We start from the raw sequence: 24,576 nt of genomic DNA, 5'->3' as shown, positions 1-24,576 counted from the left end.
AACGGGGGTCCTGGGGTCGGCCGGGGGCTCGGAGCGAGCCCCCGGCCGGACTCCCGTCAGACCTCTTCGACGCTGCTCGGCTCGCGCCGGGACAGGTCGATGCCGAGCTCCTCCGCTGCGCGGAAGACGTCCTCGTCGGTGTCGCGCATCTCGATGGACATGCCGTCCGAGGACAGCACCTCCACGTTGAGGCACAGGGACTGCATTTCCTTGATGAGGACCTTGAAGGACTCAGGAATGCCGGGCTCGGGGATGTTCTCGCCCTTGACGATGGCCTCGTAGACCTTCACGCGGCCGGTGACGTCGTCGGACTTGATGGTCAGCAGCTCCTGGAGGGCGTAGGCGGCGCCGTATGCCTCCAGCGCCCACACCTCCATCTCACCGAAGCGCTGGCCACCGAACTGGGCCTTACCACCCAGCGGCTGCTGGGTGATCATCGAGTACGGACCGGTCGACCGGGCGTGGAGCTTGTCGTCGACCAGGTGGTGCAGCTTGAGGATGTACATGTACCCGATCGAGATCGGGTCCGGGAACGGCTCACCGGAGCGGCCGTCGAACAGCCTCGCCTTACCGGTCGGCTGCACCATGCGCTCACCGTCCCGGTTCGGGATGGTGTGCTGGAGCAGACCCGCCAGCTCGTCCTCACGCGCACCGTCGAAGACGGGGGTGGCGACGTTGGTACCGGGGTCGACCTGGTCGGCACCGATGACCTGGAGGCGCTGCGCCCACTCCTCGCCGAGCCCGGAGACGTCCCAGCCGCGGCTGGCGAGCCAGCCGAGGTGGATCTCCAGGACCTGTCCCGGGTTCATTCGGGACGGCACACCCAGCGGGTTCAGGATGATGTCGACCGGCGTCCCGTCCTCGAGGAACGGCATGTCCTCGATGGGCAGGATCTTGGAGATGACACCCTTGTTGCCGTGGCGGCCGGCGAGCTTGTCACCGTCCGTGATCTTGCGCTTCTGCGCCACGTAGACCCGAACCAGCTGGTTCACGCCCGGCGGCAGCTCGTCGCCCTCTTCACGGTCGAAGACGCGGACGCCGATGACCTTGCCGATCTCACCGTGCGGCACCTTCAGGGAGGTGTCGCGCACCTCGCGCGCCTTCTCACCGAAGATCGCGCGGAGCAGGCGCTCCTCCGGGGTCAGCTCGGTCTCACCCTTGGGCGTGACCTTGCCGACGAGGATGTCGCCGGCGACGACCTCGGCACCGATCCGGATGATGCCGCGCTCGTCGAGGTCGGCGAGGACCTCCTCGGAGACGTTCGGGATGTCCCGGGTGATCTCCTCCGGGCCGAGCTTGGTGTCACGGGCGTCGACCTCGTGCTCCTCGATGTGGATCGAGGAGAGGACGTCGTCCTGCACGAGGCGCTGCGACAGGATGATCGCGTCCTCGTAGTTGTGACCCTCCCACGGCATGAACGCCACGAGCAGGTTCTTGCCGAGCGCCATCTCGCCGTTCTCGGTCGCGGGACCGTCGGCCAGGACCTGGCCCTCGATCACGCGGGCGCCCTCGTCCACGACAACCTTCTGGTTGACCGAGGTGCCCTGGTTCGAGCGGGAGAACTTGTGCAGGCGGTACGTGGTGTACGTGCCGTCGTCGTTGGTGATGGTGATGTAGTCCGCGGAGACCTCCTGGACCACACCGTCCTTCTCGGCCTTGAGCACGTCGCCGGCGTCGGTGGCGCAGCGGTACTCCATGCCGGTGCCGACGAGCGGCGCCTCGGACTTAATCAGCGGCACGGCCTGACGCATCATGTTCGCGCCCATGAGGGCACGGTTGGCGTCGTCGTGCTCGAGGAACGGGATCATGGCGGTCGCGACCGACACCATCTGGCGCGGCGAGACGTCCATGTAGTCGACGTCGTCACCGGGGACGTAGTCGACCTCGCCGCCACGACGGCGGACCAGGACGCGGGACTCCTCGAAGCGGAGCTCGTCCGTCAGCGGCGCGTTGGCCTGCGCGATGACGAACCGGTCCTCCTCGTCCGCGGTGAGGTAGTCGACGTCGTCGCCGACGACACCGTCGGTCACCTTGCGGTACGGGGTCTCGATGAAGCCGAACGCGTTGATCCGGCCGTACGAGGCGAGGGAGCCGATCAGGCCGATGTTCGGGCCTTCGGGCGTCTCGATCGGGCACATGCGGCCGTAGTGCGACGGGTGCACGTCACGGACCTCGAAGCCGGCCCGCTCACGGGAGAGACCACCCGGGCCCAGGGCGTTGAGACGACGCTTGTGCGTCAGGCCCGAGAGCGGGTTGTTCTGGTCCATGAACTGGGACAGCTGCGACGTACCGAAGAACTCCTTGATCGACGCCACGACCGGGCGAATGTTGATCAGGGTCTGCGGCGTGATCGCCTCGACGTCCTGCGTGGTCATGCGCTCGCGCACGACGCGCTCCATACGGGCGAGACCCGTACGGACCTGGTTCTGGATGAGCTCACCGACGTTACGGATACGGCGGTTGCCGAAGTGGTCGATGTCGTCGGTCTCGACGATGATCGAACGACCGGACTCGCCGACCGTCTCCACCTCACCGGCGTGCAGCTTCACCAGGTACTTGATCGTGGCGATGATGTCGTCGGTGGTGAGCACACCGGCGTCCAGCGGCTCGTCGGCGCCGAGCTTCTTGTTCACCTTGTAGCGGCCGACCTTCGCGAGGTCGTAGCGCTTCGGGTTGAAGTAGAGGTTCTCGAGCAGCGTCTGAGCGGCCTCGCGCGTGGGCGGCTCGCCCGGGCGGAGCTTGCGGTAGATGTCGAGCAGCGCGTCGTCCTGGCCCTGGGTGTGGTCCTTCTCCAGGGTGGCGCGCATGGACTCGTACTCGCCGAACTCCTCGAGGATCTGCTCGGTCGTCCAACCGAGCGCCTTGAGCAGGACGGTGACGGACTGCTTGCGCTTGCGGTCGATGCGCACACCGACCATGTCGCGCTTGTCGATCTCCATCTCGAGCCAGGCACCACGCGAGGGGATGACCTTGGCGGAGAAGATGTCCTTGTCGGACGTCTTGTCGATGGAGGAGTCGAAGTAGACACCCGGCGAACGGACCAGCTGCGACACGACGACACGCTCGGTGCCGTTGATGACGAAGGTGCCCTTGTTGGTCATGAGCGGGAAGTCGCCCATGAAGACCGTCTGGGACTTGATCTCGCCGGTCTCGTTGTTGGTGAACTCGGCGGTGACGAAGAGCGGGGCGGCGAACGTGAAGTCGCGCTCCTTGCACTCGTCGATCGAGTTCTTCGGAGGCTCGAAGCGGTGGTCGCGGAAGGTCAGAGACATCGACCCGGAGAAGTCCTCGATCGGGGAGATCTCCTCGAAGATCTCCTCCAGACCGGACTTCGTGGGGACGTTCTGTCCGCTTTCGAGAGCCGCCTCGACACGAGCCTTCCACGCGTCGTTGCCGAGCAGCCAGTCGAAGCTTTCGGTCTGCAGCGCAAGAAGGTTCGGAACCTCGAGGGGCTCCTTGATCTTTGCAAAGGAGATGCGCAGCGGGGCGGTGCTGGCGCCGTTGTTCGTATTCGCGGTCGAGGCGTTGCGCGAGGCGGCCAAGAGGGGGTCCTTCCGAGGGCTCGGACTCACTACGCGCGTACCGGTCCCAAGCCGGGCCGTGGGGCCGAGCCTCCTGCTCCGTAGCCAAAAGGCCAGGTCAGGGCTGGTTCAGTCCACTGTGCTCAAGCGAGGGCATGCCCCTGGTGACGGGCAGGGAGCAGCTAACAGGCAGCGCAAAGGGACAGTGTAGCCAGAAGGCCCACTGATGTCCAGTGCGGGTTTTTTGACACCCTCGTTGTTCTCAACCGTTCACCGTCTGCGGCATGCCTTGTGCGCTGAGCGCACATCCTTACTGCCCTCTTCGTCGCCGATCCATGCCTCGGAACCGGATCGGATGTGACGACGCGTCCTGAGAATTGCGCGCTGCGTGCGGTTCGTCAAGGCCCCCTCCTGGCCGAGGAGCGTGGCCCCGGACACGACGAAGATCACCATACTCCGCGCGAACGGCTGTGCAAGGCACCGTCGACGGGCGAGCCAGAGACGCCGAAAGGCGACCACCCAGTTGGGTGATCGCCCTTCGGTACGTCAGCGTTACAACCCGCTCAGGGGCAGTTCCGCGGAGGAGTCAGCAGACTCGCGAAGTCACTTGACCTCGACGGAGGCGCCGGCGCCCTTGAGGGCCTCGGCGGCCTTCTCGGCGGCGTCCTTGGCGACCTTCTCGAGGACCGGCTTCGGGGTGCCGTCGACGAGGTCCTTGGCCTCCTTCAGACCCAGGGAGGTCAGCTCACGCACGACCTTGATGACCTGGATCTTCTTCTCGCCGGCGCCGGTGAGGATGACGTCGAACTCGTCCTGCTCCTCGGCGGCCTCGGCCGGGGCGCCCGGGCCCGCGGGGCCGGCGACGGCGACGGCCGCGGCGGCGGTGACGTCGAACTTCTCCTCGAAGGCCTTCACGAACTCGGAGAGCTCGATGAGGGTCATCTCCTCGAACTGGGCGAGCAGGTCTTCCTGGCTGAGCTTCGCCATGATGGGCGATCCTTCCACTAATTCGGCTGGTGCCGGATGTACATGTGAGGCGGGCGTACGTTCGGCCCGCTACGACCTCTCGCCTACGCGGCGAGGGTCACAGTGCGAGCCGAATTACTCGGCACCGCCCTGCTCGGCCTGCTTGACACGAAGCGCCTCCGCGGTGCGGACGAACTTCGAGGGCAGCGCCTGGAAGAGCTGAGCAGTCTGGGACTGCTTGCCCTTGAAGGCACCGGCCAGCTTGCTGAGCAGAACCTCGCGGGACTCGAGGTCCGCGAGCTTCTTGATCTCGTCGGCGGACATCGCCTTGCCGTCAAGGACTCCGCCCTTGATGACGAGGTTCGGGTTGTCCTTGGCGAAGTCACGAAGACCCTTGGCCGACTCCACCGGGTCACCGGTGACGAAGGCAACCGCCGTCGGCCCCGTGAAGAGGTCGTCCAGCGTGTCGATCCCGGCCTCGTTGGCCGCGATCTTGGTCAGCGTGTTCTTCACCACGGCGTACTCGGAGTTCTCACCGAGCGAACGGCGCAGCTGCTTGAGCTGGGCCACGGTGAGACCCCGGTACTCGGTCAGCACGGCGGCGTTCGAGCTGCGGAACTTGTCCGTGAGCTCGGCTACCGCGGCAGCCTTGTCGGGCGTCGGCATAAGCGTCGGCCTCCTTCCGGGTGATGAGGACCGCTCAAAAGGAGGCTGGGAAAACGAAACGCCCCGGCGCAGGCGCACGGGGCGTGAACTCGACCGGATCCCACAGAATCCAGGAGCACTTCCACAGTCACCTGCGCGGGTCGTCCGCAATTACAACGGATCCTTCGGCCACCGAACTCTCTTGCGAGCGGACGGCAACGACCAGCGGTCTTTGGCTTCTGTGAAAGATTACGTCAAGGGGCGCGCGGCAGGCAAATCCGCTGCCGCGCGCACTCAGACGCCGGTGTCCGCGCTCTCGCTCGCGGCGGCGCCGAGCTCCTTCAGCATCTGCATGAGGTCGTAGGTCTGGTTCGCGGGCGGCGCCTGGACCTTGACGGCCGAGCCGTAGTCCGAGAACTTCTCGGAGATCTCGACGGCGCCCTGCGCGCTGTTCATGGTGACGTCGAGGCGGACCGGCAGATCGTCCTCGTTGACCCACAGCTCGGTGTCGTAGTCCTTGATGCCGGCCTTCTTGATGTTCTTGAGGAGCTCGTCGCGGTCGGCCTTGTCGAGGACCTTCAGCGAGTCGCTCTTCGCCACCATCTCGTCGACGCCGAGCTTGCCCTTGTAGTGCTGCGCCTGGACGCCGTCGATCTGCGCGGAGCCGAGGTGCTTGAGGTTCGGCGAGTCGAGGAGGACCGCGATCTGCTGGGCCGGGTCCTGGTTCGCGCTCTCCAGGCTGCCGGTCATCTGGCGGGACAGCGCCTCGTCACCGGCGGACTCCGCCGCGGCGCCGAGGTCCATCTTCATCCAGCGCTTGCCGTCCATGTCCGCGGCGGCCTTGGCCCCCATGTCCATGTACATGACGTTGCTCTGCCAGATCATGCGGATCTTGTCCGGCATGTCGGCGTCGGCCGCGGTGAACGCCGAGCCGGACATCGTCATATCCATGACGGTCGGGTCCCAGCCCATGGTGCCGCTCATCTTCATGGTGCCGCCGTCGGCGCCGAGCGCGGCCGGCGTCTTCATGACCATCTCGACCTTGGCGGACTTGGCGTCGGCGGTCTTCTTGTACGCCGCCGTCAGCGCCTGCGTCACCTCCGCGTGCGACTGGGGGGCGTCGGAAGCCTTGTCGCCCTTGCCCGCGTCACCGTTTCCACACGCCACAGCCCCGGTACAGAGCAGCGCGGTCACGGCCGCGGCGCCGACCGTACGTCGTACAGCAATCATGTCGATCCCACCCCTAGGAACACCGAACTCGGTACACGTGTACTCAACAAACTCATCGCACGATAACTGACGCCACGGACATCGGGCCGGTTCTATTTCCCGGGCTCAGCCGTCGCCCGCCACGTCCTCGAAGTCGACGGTGTCCCGCAGGGGCGGGCGCTCGGCGGCCGCGGCGGCGCCGTAGTCGCGGTAGTGGACGGTGCTGATGAAGTCGCCGGAGCGCTGGGTGCGCCGGACGAGGAGATGGCGGGCGTCGATCCATACGTCGATGTGCTGCCCGTCGGACGTGCCCCGGTAGTGCCGGGCACGGGCGCCCCGTACGGTCTCCTCCCCGACCCTGCGGACGTCCTCGGCGGCGACGAGCGCCTTGAGCGCGTCGGCGGGGCTGAGATCGCTCCCGGCGGCATAGGGGTGGCGTATCCAGTGCCGGCCGCCCTGGGAACGGGCAAAGGAGTCCGACATCCGCGTGTAGTAGGCGTCCGGCAGGAAGCGCGTCTGGGACGGGTCGCCGCCCAACGCGCGCGTGGAGGCGGCCATGTCGCCACCGGTGACGCGGACGGTGAGCGTGCCGCGTACGCCGTCGGACCAGCTGAGCGTGCCCGCGCTGTGCGAGGCGAGCCGGTCGCCGGTGTCCATCGTCGCCTCGACGCGGGCCGAGCCCGCCGCGGCGACCTTCTTCTGGGCCGTGCGCAGGGCGTCCACGGCGTCCTGGTCGGGCGAGGGCCCGCCACCGCAGCCCGCGAGCAGCCCGCACGCCGCGGTGACGCCGAGCAGACCCCGTAGAGCCTGTCGATCCCGTAGGCGCCCTAGGTACGACATCGCTGGCTCCGCTCCCCCGGCCCGTACGGTCACCGCGACGCTAGCGCAGTGCCACGCGCGCGTGGGGCGGAAAAGAGGAACGGGCCCCGCACCTGAGAAGGTGCGGGGCCCGTAGCCGACTTCAGTTGAGCTGTGCAGCTCAGACCGCCGCCGGGTCCTCCTCGGTGAGGAGGTTGCGGGTGCGGTTCGGGTCGACCGGAACGCCGGGGCCGATCGTGGTGCTGATCGCGGCCTTCTTGATGTAGCGACCCTTGGCGGCGGACGGCTTCAGACGGAGGATCTCCTCCAGCGCGGCGCCGTAGTTCTCCACCAGCTTGGTGTCGTCGAAGGACGCCTTGCCGATGATGAAGTGCAGGTTCGAGTGCTTGTCGACGCGGAACTCGATCTTGCCACCCTTGATCTCGTTCACGGCCTTGGCCACGTCCGGGGTCACGGTGCCGGTCTTCGGGTTCGGCATGAGGCCACGGGGACCGAGCACGCGGCCGAGGCGGCCGACCTTGCCCATGAGGTCCGGCGTGGCGACGACGGCGTCGAACTCGTTCAGGCGGTTGCCCTTGGAGATCTCGTCGATGAGCTCGTCGGAGCCGACGATGTCGGCGCCGGCGGCCTCCGCGGCCGCAGCACGGTCACCGGTCGCGAAGACCAGGACCCGGGCGGTCTTGCCGGTGCCGTGCGGCAGGTTCACGGTGCCACGGACCATCTGGTCGGCCTTGCGCGGGTCGACACCCAGGCGGAAGGCGACCTCGACGGTGCCGTCGAACTTGGTCGTGGAGGTCTCCTTGGCGAGACGGACGGCCTCGAGCGGGGCGTAGAGCTTGTCCCGGTCGATCTTGGCGTCCGCAGCGCGGAGAGTCTTGCTGCGCTTGCTCACTTACTGCTCCTGAGTTCTAGAGGAGTCGTGGTCCGGGCCGAGCAGGCCCTTCCACGGTGGTACCTACGGGGTGAGGTCAGCCCTCGACCGTGATGCCCATGGAACGGGCGGTGCCGGCGATGATCTTCGCGGCAGCGTCCAGGTCGTTGGCGTTGAGGTCGGGCATCTTGGTGGTGGCGATCTCGCGGACCTGCGCGTCGGTGATCTTCGCGACCTTGGTCTTGTGCGGCTCGCCCGAGCCCTTCTCGACACCAGCGGCCTTGAGGATCATCTTCGCGGCCGGCGGGGTCTTGGTGATGAAGGTGAAGGAGCGGTCCTCGTAGACCGTGATCTCCACCGGGATGACCCAACCGCGCTGCGACTCGGTCGCGGCGTTGTAGGCCTTGCAGAACTCCATGATGTTCACGCCGTGCTGGCCCAGCGCGGGGCCGACCGGCGGAGCCGGGTTGGCGGCGCCGGCCTGGATCTGGAGCTTGATGAGCCCCGTGACCTTCTTCTTCTTGGGAGGCATGTGCTCTCTCTCCGGGTCTTAGTGAGAGTGTTCAGCCGCCACCCTTGCGAATGATCGTCCGGATCATCCGGATGGAGGCATACCGCACAACGATAACGGGTATTGATGTGCGGCTAAAAACCGAGCAGGTCAGACCGGCTTTTACGAGCCCGTCTGACCTGTTCGGAAGCGGTGTGTCCAGAAGGTGCCAGGTGGTGCTAGTTCTTCTGGATCTGGTCGAAGCTGAGCTCGACCGGGGTCTCACGGCCGAAGATCTCGACGAGACCCTTGACCTTCTTCGAGTCGGCGTTGATCTCGTTGATCGTCGCCTGGAGCGTGGCGAACGGGCCGTCGGTGACGGTGACCGAGTCGCCGACCTCGAAGTCGAGCACCTGGACCTCGACCTTGCGGGCCGGAGCCGGCTTGCCCTCGGCCTCGGCGGCCTCGCGGGCGGCCTTCTCCTCGGCCTCCGGGGCGAGCATCTTGACGATCTCGTCCAGGGTCAGCGGGTACGGGTCGTAGGCGTTGCCCACGAAGCCGGTGACGCCGGGGGTGTTGCGGACGACGCCCCAGGACTCGTTCGTCAGATCCATGCGGACGAGAACGTAGCCGGGCAGCTTGTTCTGCCGGACGTTCTTGCGCTCGCCGTTCTTGATCTGGACGATCTCCTCTTCGGGGACCTCGGCCTGGTAGATGAACTCCTCGACGTTCAGCGAGACGGCGCGCTGCTCGAGGTTGGCCTTCACGCGCTTCTCGTAGCCCGCGTAGGTGTGGATCACGTACCACTCGCCGGGCAGGCCGCGCAGCTCGTCACGGAGGGCGGCGACGGGGTCGACCGGCTCGGCGGGCTCGGCCGCCTCCTCCGCGTCGTCCTCGACGTCGGCTTCGGCCTCGGCGGCGTCGTCCTCGGTGTCGGTGTCGGCGTCGGTCTCGTCGGCCGTGACGGCCGCTTCCTCGGCGGGCTCGCCGGCGGCGATGTCGGCAGCCTCGGCCTGGTCCGGCTCCGCGGCGTCCGCCGCCTCGACGATGTCGCGCTCGTCCTCAGCGGACTCGACGGGCTCGGTCGCCTCGTTCAGGTTCGGGTCAGACACGGTGGCTGCTTCTTCCTGGATACATAGGGGTGGAACATGCGAAAGGGGCGCCGGTCCCGGCGCCCTCCGCTGTCGGCTCAGCCGAAGACGTACTTGACGAGGTGGCTGAACCCATAGTCAATCACGGTCACCAGGCCGATCATGATGACGACGAACACAATCACCACGGTGGTGTACGTGGTGAGCTGGTTGCGAGTCGGCCAGACGACCTTGCGGAGCTCCGCGACGATCTGGCGGTAGAAGAGAGCGAGGCGGCCGAAGGGGCCCTTCTTACCGCGCTTGCCGCCCTTGCGGGCCTTCTTCTTGGACTCCGGCGCCTCATCCTGGGCATCAGGCATGTCGATGGAGCCCACGGCGTCCGTCACTCGTCCTCACCTGAATTCCGGGTCGTGGCCGTGCCGCGCCCGGTTGAGCCGCACGGCGGTGCAATGCAGTACGTACAATCCGCACACATCCTGGCGAAGGAGTGTGAGCAGGGCCGGAGGGACTTGAACCCCCAACCGCTGGTTTTGGAGACCAGTGCTCTACCAATTGAGCTACGACCCTTTGTTTCCCCCAACGTACCGCATCCGCCCAGATGCACGGAGTGCGCTTGGAAGGTGCGGCCCGTGAAGGCCAACGAGCAGTGAGTGTACGTGTTCCGCGGCGCTCCGTCGAACAGATGGGGAGGGTGAGTGGATCAAGAGGGGAGGGGAAGTGGTCCCGACGGTCTTGCAAACCCGTGTGCCCGGCGGGTTTCGGGTCTGGAACGATGGGCCCATGAGCGCTGCAACTCCTTCCTCGTCCGCCGGTTCCTCCCCTACGGAGCGCCGGGTCTCCGCCCGGGTCGGCTCCATCTCCGAGTCCGCGACCCTCGCCGTCGACGCCAAGGCCAAGGCCCTCAAGGCCGCCGGGCGCCCGGTGATCGGCTTCGGCGCCGGTGAGCCCGACTTCCCGACGCCGGACTATGTGGTCGAGGCCGCCATCGAGGCGTGCAAGAACCCGAAGTTCCACCGCTACACGCCGGCCGGCGGCCTCCCCGAGCTGAAGGCCGCGATCGCCGCGAAGACGCTGCGCGACTCCGGCTACGAGGTCGACGCCTCGCAGATCCTGGTGACCAACGGCGGCAAGCAGGCCATCTACGAGGCGTTCGCCGCGATCCTCGACCCGGGCGACGAGGTCATCGTGCCCGCGCCGTACTGGACCACGTACCCGGAGTCGATCCGGCTCGCGGGCGGTGTGCCGGTGGAGGTCGTGGCCGACGAGACGACCGGGTACCGGGTCTCCGTCGAGCAGCTGGAGGCCGCGCGCACCGAGCGCACGAAGGTCGTGCTCTTCGTCTCGCCGTCGAACCCGACCGGCGCCGTCTACAGCGAGGCCGACGCGGAGGCCATCGGCCGCTGGGCCGTCGAGCACGGCCTGTGGGTCATGACGGACGAGATCTACGAGCACCTCGTCTACGGGGACGCGAAGTTCACCTCGCTGCCGGCGATCCTGCCCGAGCTGCGCGACAAGTGCATCGTGGTCAACGGGGTCGCGAAGACGTACGCGATGACCGGCTGGCGCGTGGGCTGGATCGTCGGCCCCAAGGACGTCGTGAAGGCGGCCACGAACCTCCAGTCGCACGCCACGTCGAACGTCTCCAACGTGGCGCAGGCCGCCGCGCTCGCCGCCGTCTCCGGCGACCTGACCGCCGTGGAGCGGATGCGCGAGGCCTTCGACCGGCGCCGCAAGACGATCGTGCGGATGCTCAACGAGATCGACGGCGTGGTCTGCCCGGAGCCCGAGGGCGCCTTCTACGCGTACCCGTCCGTGAAGGGGCTGCTCGGCAAGGAGATCCGCGGCAAGCGCCCCCAGGACTCCGTCGAGCTGGCGGCGCTCATCCTGGAGGAGGCCGAGGTCGCGGTGGTGCCGGGCGAGGCGTTCGGCACGCCGGGCTACCTGCGGCTCTCGTACGCGCTGGGCGACGAGGACCTCGTCGAGGGCGTCTCGCGCGTCCAGAAGCTGCTGGCCGAGGCGCGGGACTGAGTTTTTCCGGCTTTTTTGCACGCGCGCGTGGCGGGCCGTTCCCTTCGGGGGACGGCCCGCTTCTTCGTTCGGCGATGAACCCGAAAGAGGAAGGCGCTACCGGGAGGACACGTGTGTACGGCAGGATCTTGGGATGGAGCGTGTACAAGGTGACGGGCGACGTGATGGACGTGACGTCCGTCAGCTGCCGAAGGCCCATCTGCATCTGCATTTCACCGGGTCGATGCGGCCCACGACCCTGCTCGAGCTGGCCGACAAGTACGGCGTACGGCTCCCCGAGGCGCTGACCAGCGGGGAACCCCCGAAGCTACGGGCCACGGACGAGCGCGGCTGGTTCCGCTTCCAGCGGCTCTACGACGCGGCGCGCTCCTGTCTGCGAGCCCCCGAGGACATCCAGCGCCTGGTGCGGGAGGCCGCGGAGGAGGACATCGCGGACGGGTCGGGGTGGCTGGAGATCCAGGTCGACCCGACGTCGTACGCGCCCCGGCTCGGCGGTCTCATCGCGGCGATGGAGGTCATTCTCGACGCGGTGGACAGCGCCTCGCGCGAGACCGGGCTCGGCATGCGCGTCCTGGTCGCGGCGAACCGCATGAAGCACCCGCTGGACGCGCGCACCCTCGCACGCCTCGCGGTGCGCTACGCGGACCAGGGCATCGTCGGGTTCGGCCTCTCCAACGACGAACGACGCGGCATGGCGCGCGATTTCGACCGGGCCTTCCACATCGCGCGCGAAGGCGGCCTCTTGTCCGCGCCGCACGGCGGCGAGCTGACCGGGCCCGCCTCCGTCCGGGACTGCCTCGACGACCTGGACGCCACCCGCATCGGGCACGGGGTGCGGGCCGCCGAGGACCCGCGGCTGCTGAAGCGGCTCGCGGACCGCCAGGTGACCTGCGAGGTGTGCCCGGCCTCGAACGTCGCCCTCGGCGTCTACGAGAAGCCCGAGGACGTGCCCCTGCGCACCCTCTTCGAGGCCGGGGTGCCGATGGCGCTCGGCGCCGACGACCCGCTGCTCTTCGGCTCCCGCCTGGCCGCGCAGTACGACATCGCCCGCCGCCACCACGCCTTCTCCGACGTCGAACTGGCCGAGCTGGCACGCCAGTCGGTTCGCGGTTCGGCGGCCCCGGAGGACGTCAAGAAGACACTGCTGAGCGGGGTGGAGGAGTGGCTGGCGGCCTGAGCGCCCTCGCCGGGCGATCCCTGTGAGCAGGGTGTGGCGATATGCGCCGCGCACTCGTCCGGGGGCTGCGGTGGTGTGCGGTCCGGGGGCATGTCGTGGGCGACGGCGCTTGGACGGGCGCTAGGCGTCGCCCCTGCCGCTAGGCGGCGCCCCTGCCGCTGGACGGCGCCAGGGTCGCCTGGCGCAGTTCCCTGGCTGTGCGGGCCAGCACCGCGTGGTCGCGGGGACCGGTGATTCCGGTCATCACCATGCCGATGCTGCCCTTGTCGACCCAGAAGCACATGCCGAGATCGGCGGCGCCCGTGGCGTACGACGCGCACTCCATCCGGCCGCCGAGCGGTCCCGCGGCGGCGCTCCACGTGTCCTCCGGTCCGCCTCCCAGGGAGCTGTCGCCCTCCCGCAGGCTCGCGAACAGGACGTCGGGATCCTCGGCGTGCAGGTCGCCCGTAGCCCCTACGAGGATGATCGTTCCACCGGAATCCTCGTCCTGGTACGAGCCCGAGAACGTCCGCGCGCCCGGCGGCAAGGCCATCTCGGAGATGACCGCGTCCATGGCACCGCCCAAGTCCTCGTTCAACGGGACCCCGTGGAACGACTGCGGCACCACCGCCACGTAGCGCGGGTAGGCGGCATAGCGCGTGTACTGCCACCCCACGGACCCCAGCACCGCCGCCGCCACGACCACGATCGCCAGTGCCATGGAGGCCCGTTCGCGGCGCGTGGGGAACGGGATGTCGGGCGCGCCGGGCGCGGGCGCCGCGTACCCGGCGGGCAGTCGGCGCTCGGCTTCGCGGCGGGCCCGCCGCAGCAAGGAGCGTTCCATCCTGACGGGGATGCCCACGACAAGGCCGAGCAGGCAGTACTGCCACGACAGGCCGAGCGCGGGCACGGCGAGCAGCCAGGCGGACACCACTCCGCACAGGACGAGCGCGGTCCGGTACGGGGCGCTCAGCATGGACGCGACGATGCCCCGGTTGCCGAACGGGAAGGCCAGCGCGGCCAGCGTCTCCGCGCGGACGGCCAGGCGACGGTCGTACGGCCAGGCGTCGGCGGCCTCCCGCGCCTGCCGCGCCAGGACGTCGAGGGCGACGCCGCTGTTCAGTGCCGCCCTCGCGTCGTGGCGCTGGACGTAGGCGAGGGACGGCGGCCGGGGTCCCCCGCCGCGCTCGGACGCCTCGGCGACCCGCAGCGCCTGCGGCGATCCGGGTGCCAGCTCCGTCAGCCGGTCCGCCGCCCGCTGACCGCGCGCCCTGCGCCCCGGTTGTTCCATGACGTCCCCGGCGAGCCCGAACTCGGCGTACCCGGCGAGCAGGTCCAGGTCGTCCGGGAAGGCGTCGAGACCGGCCTGGTAGGCGCGCTCCGCCTCGACGTCGTGGTCGTCCTCGTCCTCGGCCGCGTGGGCCCGGCCCAGGACCGCGTAGAGCCCCGCGTGCGGCCCGTACGCGTCGAGGGCCCGCTGTGCCTCGGCGCGCGCCTGCGCCAGTTCCCCCGCGCGCACCAGCCGCTGCGCGTGCTCGTATGCGGGCAGCACGGACTGCCCGTCGTTCTCCTGCATGTGTGGTCCCCGCCCCTGATGTGCGTGCCGATCGGCTCGACGCCGCCACTATCAGGGGCGATGACCGCTGAGGTCAACGAATAATCGCAGCTCAGAGCCGTACGCCGATGGTCACCGGCTCGTTGACCAGCGTGACCCCGAACGCCTCGCGGACGCCTGCCACGACCTCCCGGGCCAGGGCGAGGAGGTCCTCGGTGGTCGCCTCGCCGCGGTTGGTGAGGGCGAGGGTGTGTTTGGTGGAGATGCGGGCCGGCCCGGAGCCGTAGCCCTTGGTGAAGCCCGCCTTGTCGATGAGCCAGGCGGCCGAGGTCTTGGTGAGCCCCTCCCCCGCGGGGAAGGCGGGCGCCTTGACGTCAGGGCCCAGCCGCTCGGCCACGCGCGCGTGGAAGGCGGCGAACTCCTCCTCCGTGAGGATCGGGTTGGTGAAGAACGATCCGGCCGACCAGGTGTCGTGGTCCTCCGGGTCCAGCACCATGCCCTTCCCGGCGCGCAGCTTCAGGACGGTCTCGCGCGCGGTGGCGGCGGGCACCCGGTCGCCCGCCTCGACGCCGAGGGCGCGGGCGGTCTCGGGGTACTTGAGCGGCGCGCTGAGCCCGCCCGCGTCCTCCAGCTCGAAACGGACCCGGAGCACCACGTAGCGGTCGGGTTCGGCCTTGAAGCGGCTGTGGCGGTAGGAGAAGGCGCACTCGGCGTTCTGGAGGGTGACGGTCTCGCCCGCCGTGCGGTCGTAGGCGACCACCTCGGTGATGGTGGCGGAGACCTCCTGGCCGTACGCCCCCACGTTCTGGATCGGCGTCGCGCCCGCCGAGCCGGGGATGCCGGCGAGGCACTCGATGCCCGCGAGCCCCGCCTCGACGGTGCGTTCGACGGCGTCGGTCCACACCTCGCCCGCGGCCAGCTCCAGCTTGGTGCCGTCGAGCGCGAAGCCCTTGGTGGCGATGCGCAGGGCGGTGCCCGCGAAGCCCTTGTCGCCGATGACGAGGTTGCTGCCGCCGCCGATGATCAGCAGCGGGGTGCCCGCGGCGTCGGCCTCGCGCACCGCGTCGACGACCTCGGCGTCGGTCGTCGCGGTGAGCAGCCGGGTGGCGGGGCCCCCGAGCCGGAAGGTGGTCAGGGGGGCGAGGGGCGCGTCGTGGAGTTCCTGCACGCGCTCCAGGGTACGAGAACGGCCCCGCTGCCCAGGGCGGGGCCGTTCTACTGCGGGGAGAGCCACCGGTTCATGCGAAGCGCCGCATGGCGTCCTCCCAGTCGACGGGCAGCTCGTCAGTGGTCGTCCGCCAGGTGCGGTGGGTGAAGGACCGCATATGGGTGCGCAGTCCGGCCGCGACCGGTCCGTGCGGTGCAGAGGCCGCGAAGGCCTTGAGCGCCTCGGCGGACTCCCAGGCGGACAGGGTCCAGAAGGTGCGCTTGAGCGGCGCCGCCTTCAGCGTGGCTCCATAGCCGCCCGCCGCGCGGCTCACCTGGCGCCACACCTTGGGCGTACGAAGGAGGAACTTGAGGGTGCCCCACAGGGTGCGGGTCTCGAAGCGGGAGGCGAAGACGATCGCCTCCGCGCGCGTGGGCGGGGTGTTCGGGGCGGTCCAGGGCAGGGTCGGCATTGCTGTGCTCCCTTCAGCCGGTGCGGGTGGGTGTCAGGCGTGTTCCAGGACGGGGGCGGGCAGGGCGTCCTGCACCCCGTCTGTCGCGGGGCGCCGCCGCGGGATGAACAAGGCGGCGACAGCGGCCAGGGCCACGGCCGCGGAACCCACCCAGAGCGCGGGCTCGATGCCGTTCACGAAGTGCTGCGGGGAGTCGTAGCCGCCGTTCGCCGAGAAGATCGACGACATGATGGCGATGCCGAGCGCGCCGCCGACCTCGCGCAGGGCGTTGTTGGACCCGGAGGCGATGCCCTGCTCGTGCGCCCGGACGCTGGACATGACGAGGTGGGAGGCGGGGGCGAAGTACAGGGACATCCCGATGCCGCTGATGACCAGGGCGGGCAGCTGGGCGCTGTAGGAGACGTCGACCGCGACCGTCATGGCGTAGTAGGCGAGCCCGACGGCCTGCAGGAACAGGCCGACGGCGACGACCGGGCGGCCGCCGATGCGGTCGGACAGATATCCGGCGACGGGCGCGACGAGCATCGGCATCCCGGTCCACGGCAGCATCCGCAGCCCCGCCTCGGTCGGCGAGTAGCCGAGGACGCCCTGCATGAACTGGCTCAGCAGGAAGATCGACCCGAACATGCCGAGGAACATCAGCAGGCTCGCGGCGTTGACCCCGGCGAAGGCGCGGGACCGGAAGAGGCGCATGGGGAGCATGGGGTTCTTGGCGCGGATGCCGTGGTGGACGAAGCCGGCGAGCAGCGCGGCGCCCGCGAAGAGACCGAGCAGGACGACGGGGCTGGTCCATCCGTCCAGGGGCGCGCGCACCAGGCCGTACACGATGCCGAAGAGCCCGCCGCTGGCGAGGAGGGTGCCCGGGATGTCGAGCGGGGCGCCGGAACCGTGGGACTCCTTCAGGCGCAGCCGGGCGAGCGGCAGGAGGGCCAGGCCGAGCGGGACGTTGAGCCAGAAGATCCAGTGCCAGGAGATGTGCTCCGTGAGGCTGCCGCCGATGAGCGGCCCGGAGGCGACGGCGAGCCCGTTGACGGCGCCCCAGATGCCGTACGCCATGCCGCGCTTGGCGGCCGGGACCGCCGCGGTGAGCAGGGTCAGCGTCAGCGGCATCATGATCGCCGCGCCGACGCCCTGGACCGCGCGGGCCGCGATCAGCGATTCGATGCCGGGCGCCATGGCCGCGGCGGCGGAGGCCCCGGTGAACACGGTCAGACCGGCCAGGAAGAGGCGCCTGCGCCCGAACCGGTCGCCGAGCGCGGCGCCGAACATCAGCAGCACGGCGAAGGTGAGCGTGTAGGCGCTGACGGTCCATTCCAGGTCGTCGAGGGCGCCGCCGAGGTCTTCGCGGATGGAGGGCAGGGCGGTGGTGACGACGAGGTTGTCGAGGGCCGCCATGAATCCGGCGACGCTGGTGATGACGAGGGCCCAGACGGCTCCCGCGCGGGTCGCTGTGTCCTGCTGCGGTGTTGCTGATGACATCGGGTCCCCCCAAGGATCCATGTCGACGATGGTTAGTTATTGATGACTAACTTTTACGAGCGTGAGAGAGCGCACCTTTCGGCGCGCAGTAATTACTGCTGCGGCTGGACCGACTCGTAGAAGCCCGTCCAGACCCGGTGGTCGGGCTGGAACCCCATGGACACCAGGACGTTGATCAGCATTCCGTAGGCGAGGAACTGCGTCGTCTCCCCCACGTCGGCCCCCAGCGCGAGGCGGGCCGTGTCGTACATCTCCATCCAGCCGGCCCGCAGCGACTCCCCGAACTCCCGGTCCCCGCTCGCCTCCGCCGAGGCGACGGCGACATACATCTGCATCTGCATGAGCAGCACGTCGGGATCGTCGGCGATGAGCGCTTGGTACGCGGCCCCCATCGCCTGCAGAGCCGCTTCGCCCTCCAGCCCCTCGGAAGCCTCCTTGAACACCTGGGTGGTCCGCTCGCAGCAGCGGCGGGCGGCCTCCAGGAAGATGGCCTCCTTGCCCGGGAAGAGCCGGAAGAGGTACGGCTGCGAGACGCCCACCCGCTTGGCGATCGCCTCGGTGGACGTCCCCTTGTAGCCGCCGCGGGCGAACTCGATCATCGCCGCGCGGATGACGCTCTCGCGTCGCTCCTCTGCGCTCATCCGGACCATGCGAAGAAGTTAGTGGCCAATCACTATCTCCGTCAACCCCGCGTCGACCTGTGCGCAAGGACACACGTACGGACGCCCCCTAGACGTAAGGGGCGCCCTCAATGGAGGACGCCCCTTACCCACAGCTACCGAACGACGGTCAGACGAGCTGGACGACCGCCCGCGCCATGCCGAGCACCTTCTGCCCCGCACTCATGGCCGTCAGGTCGACCCGTACACGGTTGTCGTCGAGCTTGGCCGCGACCTTGGCGCTGACGGCGATCTCGGCGCCCTTGTCGTCATTGGGGACCACGACCGGCTTGGTGAAGCGCACGCCGTACTCGACGACGGCGGCCGGATCCGCGGTCCAGTCCGTGACGACGCGGATCGCCTCGGCCATGGTGAACATGCCGTGCGCGATCACGTCCGGGAGGCCGACCTCGACCGCGAACTTCTCGTTCCAGTGGATCGGGTTGAAGTCGCCGGAAGCACCCGCGTACTGCACCAGGGTGGCGCGGCTGACCGGGAAGGTCTGCGCCGGCAGCTCGGTGCCGACCTCGACCTCGGTGTACTTGATGGTCGTCGCCATGGTCAGGCCCCCTCTGCGGCGCGCGAGACGAGCTTGGTCCATGCGGTGACGACGTGCTCGCCCACCTCGTCGTGGACCTCGCCCCGGACGTCGATGATGTCGTTGCCCGCGAGGGACTTGATGCCCTCGATCGTCGACGTGACCGTCAACCTGTCGCCCGCGCGCACCGGACGCGTATAGGCGAACTTCTGGTCACCGTGCACGACACGGCTGTAGTCGAGCCCCAGCTCGGGGTCGTGCACGACGTCCCCCGCGGCGTTGAAGGTGATCGCGAACACGAAGGTCGGCGGGGCGATCACGTCGGGGTGGCCGAGCTGACGGGCGGCCGCGGGGTCGACGTAGGCGGGGTTGGGGTCCCCCACTGCCTCGGCGAACTCACGGATCTTCTCCCGGCCGACCTCGTACGGGGCAGTGGGCGGGTAGCTCCGCCCCACGAAGGACTGGTCGAGCGCCATGGACTCGGCACCTCCTGGGTGTGTCAACGACACGAGGCCGCCCCCTGCCGGGGACGGCCTCGTGTACGAGCCTTGTTTATCGCGTTTCGCGGTGCGCGGTGTGCGCATTGCAACGCGGGCAGTGCTTCTTCATCTCCAGTCGGTCCGGGTTGTTACGCCGGTTCTTCTTGGTGATGTAGTTCCGCTCCTTGCACTCCACGCAGGCCAGCGTGATCTTCGGGCGGACGTCGGTGGCAGCCACGTGAGTGCTCCTTGACGAACGGATGGGACAGGATTAACGCATAGAAGAGTAGCCGATCGAAGGACCGACCCCACAATCGGCTACTGTCAGTAGCGGTGACCGGACTTGAACCGGTGACACAGCGATTATGAGCCGCTTGCTCTACCGACTGAGCTACACCGCTGTGATGCGATGACCCCTCACCCGAGGGTGAGGGAACTTCACACCAGAGCCCCAATGCGGAATCGAACCGCAGACCTTCTCCTTACCATGGAGACGCTCTACCGACTGAGCTATTGGGGCGAGCGATGAAGACATTACACGGTTGCCCGCCGATCGCCCAAATCCGTTTCGGGCGTCCGGCCCGCCCGTCCCACGGACCCCATCTGTACGACTATTTCGGGTTCCTCGAAGCTCCCCCGCCCTCGTCCTAGGCTCGGACCAGCCTGCGTGATCTTGCCGCGGGCCGAGCCCCCGACGAGCCCTCTGGAGCGCGATGCCCGACAGCCCGCCTCAGCAGCCCCCCTCCCCCGGCGCCCGGGACGACGCGACCGACGGCTCCGGTCTGTTGCTGAGCGGTGCCCGGCTCACCGACGGCAGGACCGTGGACGTACGGCTCGGCGGCGGCCGGATCGAGGCGGTCGGCACGGCCGGCAGCCTCACCACCGCCCGCACCGCGCGCGTGGACCTCTCCGGCTACCTCCTGCTGCCCGCCCCCGCCGAGCCCCACGCGCACGGCGACACGGCCCTGTCCGCCGAGGCGGAGGGCCCGGTCTCCTACGAGGCCGAGGACGTCCAGCGCCGCGCCACCGAGGCCGCTCTGCTCCAACTGGGCCACGGAGCCACCGCGCTGCGCTCCCATGTGCGGATCGGCGACATGGAAGGGCTCGGCTCCATGGAGGCCGCCCTCAAGGCGCGGCGCTCCCTGATGGGCCTCGCCGACCTGCGGACCGTGGCGATGCCCAGGCTGCTCACCGGGGTCGCCGGGGCGGACGGGCTCGCCATGCTGCGCGACGCCGTGAAGATGGGCGCCTCCGTGGTCGGCGGCTGCCCCGATCTCGACCCCGACCCCACGGGTTACGTGGAGGCGGTCCTCGACATCGCCGCCGAGCACGGCTGCCCGGTCGACCTGCACACGGACGGGGCGGACTCGGCGCGCCTTGGCCGGCTCGCGGCCGCCGCGGGCGGGCTGCGCCCCGGGGTCGCCGTAGGCCCCCTCGGCGGGCTCGCGCGGATGCCCGCCGAGGCGGCACGGCGCGCCGTGGACCGGCTCGCGGCCGCCGGAGTGACGGCCGTGGTCCTGCCGCAGGGCGGCTGCGCCGGGGTCGACGGCCGCGACATGGCGCCCGTCGGGCTGCTGCGGGCGGCCGGGGTACGCGTCGCCGCGGGCAGCGGAGCCCTGCGGGACCTGTCGAACCCCGTCGGCCGGGGCGATCCGCTGGAGGCCGCGTACCTGCTGGCCTCGCGGTGCGGCCTGCGCCCCGAGGACGCGTACGACGCGGTCAGCTCCGCGGCCAGAGCGGCGCTCGGCCTGCCCGAAGTACGCCTGGAGGCGGGCTTCCCCGCCGAACTGCTGGCGGTACGGGGCGAACGGCTGGCGGGGGCGCTCTCCCTCGGCTACAGCCGCATGGTGATCCACCGGGGCCGGGTGGTGGCGCGGACCAGTGCGGTGCGCGAGTACTGCGACTCGGCTGCGGACGTGGCGCTGGATCTGCCGCGTCAGGGGCGGGCGGCGAAGTACGGGGGCGGGGCGGGGTAGGGCCCCGCCGGGCTGTGCTCAAGGACACGCGCGCGTGCTCGAAGTCTGGGCGGAGTACAGCCCTGCAGGGCTGTACCTGGATGCACGCACGCGTGCCCGGAGTCGGGTGCGTTGGGCCAAGGCGCTCGAAAGCGCGGACGGGGCCCCGCCGGAATGGCGCCAAGCCAGGTGTTGCGGGGCCTGATTGAGACGTCACCACCGGGCCACGGCACGCGCGCGTGGCCGCGCAGTCGTACGGGCCCGGCGGCGGGCGCCCATGACCGGATTACGGGCCACGCCGGGCCCTCCCCTCATGGTTGCGCGGTGAACTGTCGTCGCCCGGCGTACGGTCGGAGACATGCGCATTGTCATTGCTGGAGGTCATGGTCAGATCGCGTTGCGGCTGGAGCGGGTGCTCTCCGCGCGCGGGGACGAGGTCGCGGGCATCATCCGCAAGGCCGAGCAGGGCGACGACCTGCGGGCCGCCGGCGCGGAACCGGTGCTGTGCGATCTGGAATCGGCGTCCGTGGAGGAGGTCGCCGCGCATCTCCAGGGCGCGGACGCGGCCGTCTTCGCGGCGGGTGCGGGCCCGGACAGCGGTGCCCCGCGCAAGGACACCGTGGACCGGGGCGCCGCCGTCCTGTTCGCGGACGCGGCGGAGAGGGCCGGGGTACGCCGGTACATCGTCGTCTCGTCCATGGGCGCGGACTCCGCGCACGAGGGTGACGAGGTGTTCGACGTCTACCTGCGGGCCAAGGGCGCGGCCGACGACGACGTACGCCGCCGCACCGGTCTCAACTGGACGATCCTGCGCCCCGGGGCCCTGACGAACGACGCGGGCACCGGGCTCGTCCGTCTGGAGGCCTCGACCGGGCGCGGTCCGGTCCCGCGCGACGACGTGGCCGCGGTCATCGCCGAGCTCGTGGACACGCCCGCCACGGCGGGGCTGACGCTCGAACTCGTCTCGGGATCGGCGCCGGTGACGGTGGCCGTGAAGTCGGTCGCCGGGAACTGAACCCCGTAGCCGCTGCCCCGACTACTGCTAGAACAGCGGGAGTTGTCCGGGAACATGCGGCACCGCGTACCCGTCGAGGGTGTCCTGCACCGCGCCGAGCTGAGCCCGGCGGCGCGAGCCGGGGCAGGACACCATCTCGCCCGCGTCGCGGGCGCCCGGCGGGTCGTGGCGGGCGAAGCGGCCCCCGACGACGGCGATGTCGCGCCGGCATTCGGGGCAGGCCCGACGGCGGGACGCTGAGGGCATTGACGACGCGGTCGACGTGAATGACATGGGACAAGTCTGCGTCGTGATCGCGGCGGGCACACAGCGAAGCCTCATGAGGGCGGGCAGGCGCGGTTGCTGCGACTCCGTCAGATCCCTGTGCGGAGCACGGGCCGGAGGGCAGATCGAGGGCAATGCGTCGACGGCAAGGGATGGACGGGGCCCAGGCCGCGCGGGTAGACCCGTACCGCATGGATGATCACGCATCGCCCGCGGAGCGCGTCAGACCGTCCGGGACGGCTCCCGACGCGGCTCTGGCCGCCCAGTCCCTTCGGCTGCTCTCCGAGCGCTTCCCGCACGCCCTGGGGGCCGTGCTGGGCGGCTCGGCGGCGCGGGGCCGCGCACGGCCGACCAGCGACCTGGATCTGGCGGTCCTGCTGCCCGACGAGGAGACCAGCCGCCGCGAGGTACTGCGCCATGAGGGCCGTCCGGTCGAACTGTTCCTGCGCACCGTCAGCACCCTCCCCGCCTCCTTCGAGCGGGACCGCCGTCTGCGCCGCGGCACGATCCTGTTCATCTACGACCAGGGCGTACCGCTGTTCGACCCGCATGGGCACGTTTCCGCGGCCCGTGTGCGCGCCCGGGAACTCCTCGCGGCGGGCCCCGTCCCGCTGACGCCGGCCGAGCGGGAGCGCAGCCGCTACGTCCTGACCTGCTTCATGGACGACCTGCTCGACACTGCGCCGAACGAGCGGTACGAGCAGTTGGCGACCGCCGGCTCCACCCTGCGTGAGGCGGCTCATCTGCTGACCGCCCACCACGGCGCCTGGACGGGCATCGGCCGCTGGCTCCCCCGCCGCCTGCTCGCCGCGGACCCGGTCCTGGGCGCGGCCCTGCTCTCCGGCCACCGCACGGTCGCGGAGCAGGCCGACCCGGGTCCGCTGGCGGCAGCGGCGGGGAAGGTCCTGGAACTCGTCGGAGGGCCGTTGCGAGAGGGCTACGTGGAGCTGCACTGAACAGTCCGCCCCCGGACACGCGGAAGCCCCCTCCGGAATCCGGAGGGGGCTTCCCCCAAGTGTGGCGGCGCCAGGATTCGAACCTGGGAAGGCTGAGCCGGCAGATTTACAGTCTGCTCCCTTTGGCCGCTCGGGCACACCGCCTTGGGTTCGCTGCCTTGTGCTCCGCTCGGTGGCGGTGCTCGCTGGCAACGACGTAAACAATACCCGATGCACAGGGGTGCTTCGCCACCCGATTGATCGACAGTGGCGCACCGGGCGGTGGCTAGGCTTTGCACGCGGCGCAATGCCTTGGTGCGCGCCCGACCAAGAACCCGATCGGATTCCGGTCGGAATCCGATCAGTCCCCGATACAAGGAGCCACAGGACATGGCCGACTCCAGTTTCGACATCGTCTCGAAGGTCGAGCGGCAGGAGGTCGACAACGCCCTCAACCAGACCGGCAAGGAGATCTCGCAGCGCTACGACTTCAAGAACGTGGGCGCCTCCATCTCCTGGTCCGGCGAGAAGATCCTCATGGAGGCCAACTCCGAGGACCGGGTCAAGGCCATCCTCGACGTCTTCCAGTCCAAGCTGGTCAAGCGCGGCATCTCGCTGAAGGCGCTGGACGCCGGCGAGCCGCAGCTGTCCGGCAAGGAGTACAAGATCTTCGCGTCCATCGAGGAGGGCATCTCGCAGGAGAACGCCAAGAAGGTGGCGAAGATCATCCGCGATGAGGGTCCCAAGGGCGTCAAGGCACAGGTGCAGGGCGAGGAGCTGCGGGTCAGCTCCAAGAGCCGGGACGACCTCCAGGCCGTCCAGGCGCTGCTCAAGGGCCAGGACTTCGACTTCGCGCTGCAGTTCGTGAACTACCGGTAGAACGCGTCCCACGCGCGCGTGGGGCGCGAAGGGGCGGCACCCGGCCGGGTGCCGCCCCTTCGCGTTGTCGTCGTCCGGCGCGCCGCGCTCAGCGGCGGTCGCGGGAGTCGCCGAAGAAGATGCGGTAGGCGATCAGCAGGACGAGCGCGCCGCCGATCGCGGAGACCCAGGTGGCGGTGTCGTAGAAGTCCTTGGTGATCGGGCGGTCGAGCCAGCGGGACGATATCCAGCCGCCGATGAAGGCGCCCGCCACGCCGATGAGCGTGGTGCCGACGATGCCGCCCGGGTCGCGGCCCGGGAGCAGGATCTTGGCGATGGCACCGGCGAGCAGTCCGAGAATGATCCAGCTGATGATGCCCATGCCGTGTTCTGCCCCTCTGTCGTGCCGCGTCGTGCGAGGTGG

The 24,576-nt window shown here is 69.5% G+C and carries 25 protein-coding genes and 4 tRNA genes; 6 read left to right on the top strand and 23 right to left on the bottom strand.

Annotated features, from left to right (window positions below):
- Positions 1-56: 56 nt before the first annotated feature.
- The 10 genes from rpoB to C1N81_RS27170 all read right to left on the bottom strand — a co-directional run bounded on the left by rpoB (position 57) and on the right by C1N81_RS27170 (position 10,179).
- Entirely contained in the window at positions 57-3,542 is a 3,486-nt protein-coding gene (rpoB, locus tag C1N81_RS27215) for a DNA-directed RNA polymerase subunit beta (RefSeq protein WP_394433399.1), read from the bottom strand.
- A 582-nt stretch (positions 3,543-4,124) separates the two neighbouring features.
- Positions 4,125-4,508, bottom strand: a complete 384-nt coding sequence (gene rplL, locus C1N81_RS27210) for a 50S ribosomal protein L7/L12 (RefSeq protein ID WP_394433398.1) — start codon at positions 4,506-4,508, stop codon at positions 4,125-4,127.
- A gap of 114 nt (positions 4,509-4,622) precedes the next feature.
- On the bottom strand, positions 4,623-5,153 hold the full coding sequence (gene rplJ, locus C1N81_RS27205) for a 50S ribosomal protein L10 (protein WP_394433396.1): 531 nt from the start codon (positions 5,151-5,153) through the stop codon (positions 4,623-4,625).
- Positions 5,154-5,426: 273 nt separating this feature from the next.
- A complete protein-coding gene (locus C1N81_RS27200) occupies positions 5,427-6,362 on the bottom strand; it encodes a hypothetical protein (protein ID WP_394433394.1) in 936 nt (311 codons plus the stop codon).
- Positions 6,363-6,467: 105 nt separating this feature from the next.
- On the bottom strand, positions 6,468-7,181 hold the full coding sequence (locus C1N81_RS27195; RefSeq protein WP_394433392.1) for a LolA-like protein: 714 nt from the start codon (positions 7,179-7,181) through the stop codon (positions 6,468-6,470).
- A gap of 139 nt (positions 7,182-7,320) precedes the next feature.
- Positions 7,321-8,052 carry a 50S ribosomal protein L1 gene (gene rplA / locus C1N81_RS27190; RefSeq protein ID WP_394433390.1) on the bottom strand — a complete coding sequence of 244 codons (732 nt, stop codon included), beginning with the start codon at positions 8,050-8,052 and terminating at the stop codon, positions 7,321-7,323.
- A 76-nt stretch (positions 8,053-8,128) separates the two neighbouring features.
- Positions 8,129-8,563, bottom strand: a complete 435-nt coding sequence (gene rplK / locus C1N81_RS27185) for a 50S ribosomal protein L11 (protein ID WP_361081096.1) — start codon at positions 8,561-8,563, stop codon at positions 8,129-8,131.
- 197 nt (positions 8,564-8,760) lie between these two features.
- Entirely contained in the window at positions 8,761-9,633 is an 873-nt protein-coding gene (gene nusG / locus C1N81_RS27180; protein ID WP_394433388.1) for a transcription termination/antitermination protein NusG, read from the bottom strand.
- A gap of 77 nt (positions 9,634-9,710) precedes the next feature.
- Complete coding sequence (secE, locus tag C1N81_RS27175) at positions 9,711-9,998, bottom strand: preprotein translocase subunit SecE (RefSeq protein WP_394433386.1); 288 nt, start codon at positions 9,996-9,998, stop codon at positions 9,711-9,713.
- A 108-nt stretch (positions 9,999-10,106) separates the two neighbouring features.
- Positions 10,107-10,179 (bottom strand) — tRNA-Trp (locus C1N81_RS27170).
- Between the two features lie 213 nt (positions 10,180-10,392).
- Between C1N81_RS27170 and C1N81_RS27165 the strand changes: the two genes are divergently transcribed.
- Entirely contained in the window at positions 10,393-11,640 is a 1,248-nt protein-coding gene (locus tag C1N81_RS27165; RefSeq protein ID WP_394433384.1) for a pyridoxal phosphate-dependent aminotransferase, read from the top strand.
- 133 nt (positions 11,641-11,773) lie between these two features.
- The gene (locus C1N81_RS27160) at positions 11,774-12,817 is read left to right on the top strand and encodes an adenosine deaminase (protein WP_394433382.1); all 1,044 of its coding nucleotides are present in this window, start codon (positions 11,774-11,776) and stop codon (positions 12,815-12,817) included.
- 139 nt (positions 12,818-12,956) lie between these two features.
- Here C1N81_RS27160 and C1N81_RS27155 read toward each other — a convergent pair whose 3' ends face one another.
- The 10 genes from C1N81_RS27155 to C1N81_RS27110 all read right to left on the bottom strand — a co-directional run bounded on the left by C1N81_RS27155 (position 12,957) and on the right by C1N81_RS27110 (position 19,645).
- Positions 12,957-14,372: a tetratricopeptide repeat protein gene (locus tag C1N81_RS27155; protein WP_394433380.1), complete on the bottom strand. Its 1,416-nt coding sequence runs from the start codon at positions 14,370-14,372 to the stop codon at positions 12,957-12,959.
- A gap of 91 nt (positions 14,373-14,463) precedes the next feature.
- Positions 14,464-15,528, bottom strand: a complete 1,065-nt coding sequence (locus C1N81_RS27150) for a UDP-N-acetylmuramate dehydrogenase (RefSeq protein WP_394438268.1) — start codon at positions 15,526-15,528, stop codon at positions 14,464-14,466.
- Between the two features lie 61 nt (positions 15,529-15,589).
- A complete protein-coding gene (locus C1N81_RS27145; RefSeq protein WP_394433378.1) occupies positions 15,590-15,970 on the bottom strand; it encodes a DUF3291 domain-containing protein in 381 nt (126 codons plus the stop codon).
- 33 nt (positions 15,971-16,003) lie between these two features.
- Positions 16,004-17,449 (bottom strand): DHA2 family efflux MFS transporter permease subunit, encoded by a 1,446-nt coding sequence (locus C1N81_RS27140; RefSeq protein ID WP_394433376.1) that lies wholly within the window; start codon positions 17,447-17,449, stop codon positions 16,004-16,006.
- Between the two features lie 92 nt (positions 17,450-17,541).
- The gene (locus C1N81_RS27135) at positions 17,542-18,099 is read right to left on the bottom strand and encodes a TetR/AcrR family transcriptional regulator (RefSeq protein WP_394433374.1); all 558 of its coding nucleotides are present in this window, start codon (positions 18,097-18,099) and stop codon (positions 17,542-17,544) included.
- Between the two features lie 139 nt (positions 18,100-18,238).
- The gene (locus C1N81_RS27130; RefSeq protein WP_394433373.1) at positions 18,239-18,667 is read right to left on the bottom strand and encodes a MaoC family dehydratase; all 429 of its coding nucleotides are present in this window, start codon (positions 18,665-18,667) and stop codon (positions 18,239-18,241) included.
- A gap of 2 nt (positions 18,668-18,669) precedes the next feature.
- Positions 18,670-19,122: an FAS1-like dehydratase domain-containing protein gene (locus C1N81_RS27125; RefSeq protein WP_394433371.1), complete on the bottom strand. Its 453-nt coding sequence runs from the start codon at positions 19,120-19,122 to the stop codon at positions 18,670-18,672.
- A 76-nt stretch (positions 19,123-19,198) separates the two neighbouring features.
- Positions 19,199-19,363, bottom strand: coding sequence for a 50S ribosomal protein L33 (gene rpmG, locus C1N81_RS27120; protein ID WP_003948671.1), 165 nt, complete (start codon positions 19,361-19,363; stop codon positions 19,199-19,201).
- 90 nt (positions 19,364-19,453) lie between these two features.
- Positions 19,454-19,526 (bottom strand) — tRNA-Met (locus C1N81_RS27115).
- Positions 19,527-19,572: 46 nt separating this feature from the next.
- Positions 19,573-19,645, bottom strand: a tRNA-Thr gene (locus tag C1N81_RS27110).
- 193 nt (positions 19,646-19,838) lie between these two features.
- On the opposite strand from C1N81_RS27110, the gene C1N81_RS27105 reads away from it, so the two are divergent.
- Positions 19,839-21,101 (top strand): amidohydrolase family protein, encoded by a 1,263-nt coding sequence (locus tag C1N81_RS27105; protein WP_394433369.1) that lies wholly within the window; start codon positions 19,839-19,841, stop codon positions 21,099-21,101.
- 337 nt (positions 21,102-21,438) lie between these two features.
- Positions 21,439-22,095 carry an SDR family oxidoreductase gene (locus C1N81_RS27100; protein WP_394433367.1) on the top strand — a complete coding sequence of 219 codons (657 nt, stop codon included), beginning with the start codon at positions 21,439-21,441 and terminating at the stop codon, positions 22,093-22,095.
- A gap of 27 nt (positions 22,096-22,122) precedes the next feature.
- Here C1N81_RS27100 and C1N81_RS27095 read toward each other — a convergent pair whose 3' ends face one another.
- A complete protein-coding gene (locus tag C1N81_RS27095; protein ID WP_394438265.1) occupies positions 22,123-22,341 on the bottom strand; it encodes a hypothetical protein in 219 nt (72 codons plus the stop codon).
- 209 nt (positions 22,342-22,550) lie between these two features.
- On the opposite strand from C1N81_RS27095, the gene C1N81_RS27090 reads away from it, so the two are divergent.
- Complete coding sequence (locus C1N81_RS27090) at positions 22,551-23,315, top strand: nucleotidyltransferase domain-containing protein (RefSeq protein WP_394433365.1); 765 nt, start codon at positions 22,551-22,553, stop codon at positions 23,313-23,315.
- A 62-nt stretch (positions 23,316-23,377) separates the two neighbouring features.
- Here the strand turns inward: C1N81_RS27090 and C1N81_RS27085 are convergent.
- Positions 23,378-23,459: transfer RNA gene (locus C1N81_RS27085), tRNA-Tyr, on the bottom strand.
- 225 nt (positions 23,460-23,684) lie between these two features.
- On the opposite strand from C1N81_RS27085, the gene C1N81_RS27080 reads away from it, so the two are divergent.
- Positions 23,685-24,173, top strand: a complete 489-nt coding sequence (locus C1N81_RS27080) for a YajQ family cyclic di-GMP-binding protein (protein ID WP_394433363.1) — start codon at positions 23,685-23,687, stop codon at positions 24,171-24,173.
- Positions 24,174-24,261: 88 nt separating this feature from the next.
- On the opposite strand, the gene C1N81_RS27075 is transcribed toward C1N81_RS27080, so the two are convergent.
- Positions 24,262-24,534, bottom strand: coding sequence for a GlsB/YeaQ/YmgE family stress response membrane protein (locus C1N81_RS27075; protein ID WP_394433362.1), 273 nt, complete (start codon positions 24,532-24,534; stop codon positions 24,262-24,264).
- Between the last annotated feature and the right edge of the window lie 42 nt (positions 24,535-24,576).

It is taken from the genome of Streptomyces sp. SGAir0957, assembly GCF_043523415.1.
This window is presented reverse-complemented; position numbering and strand designations above follow the sequence as displayed.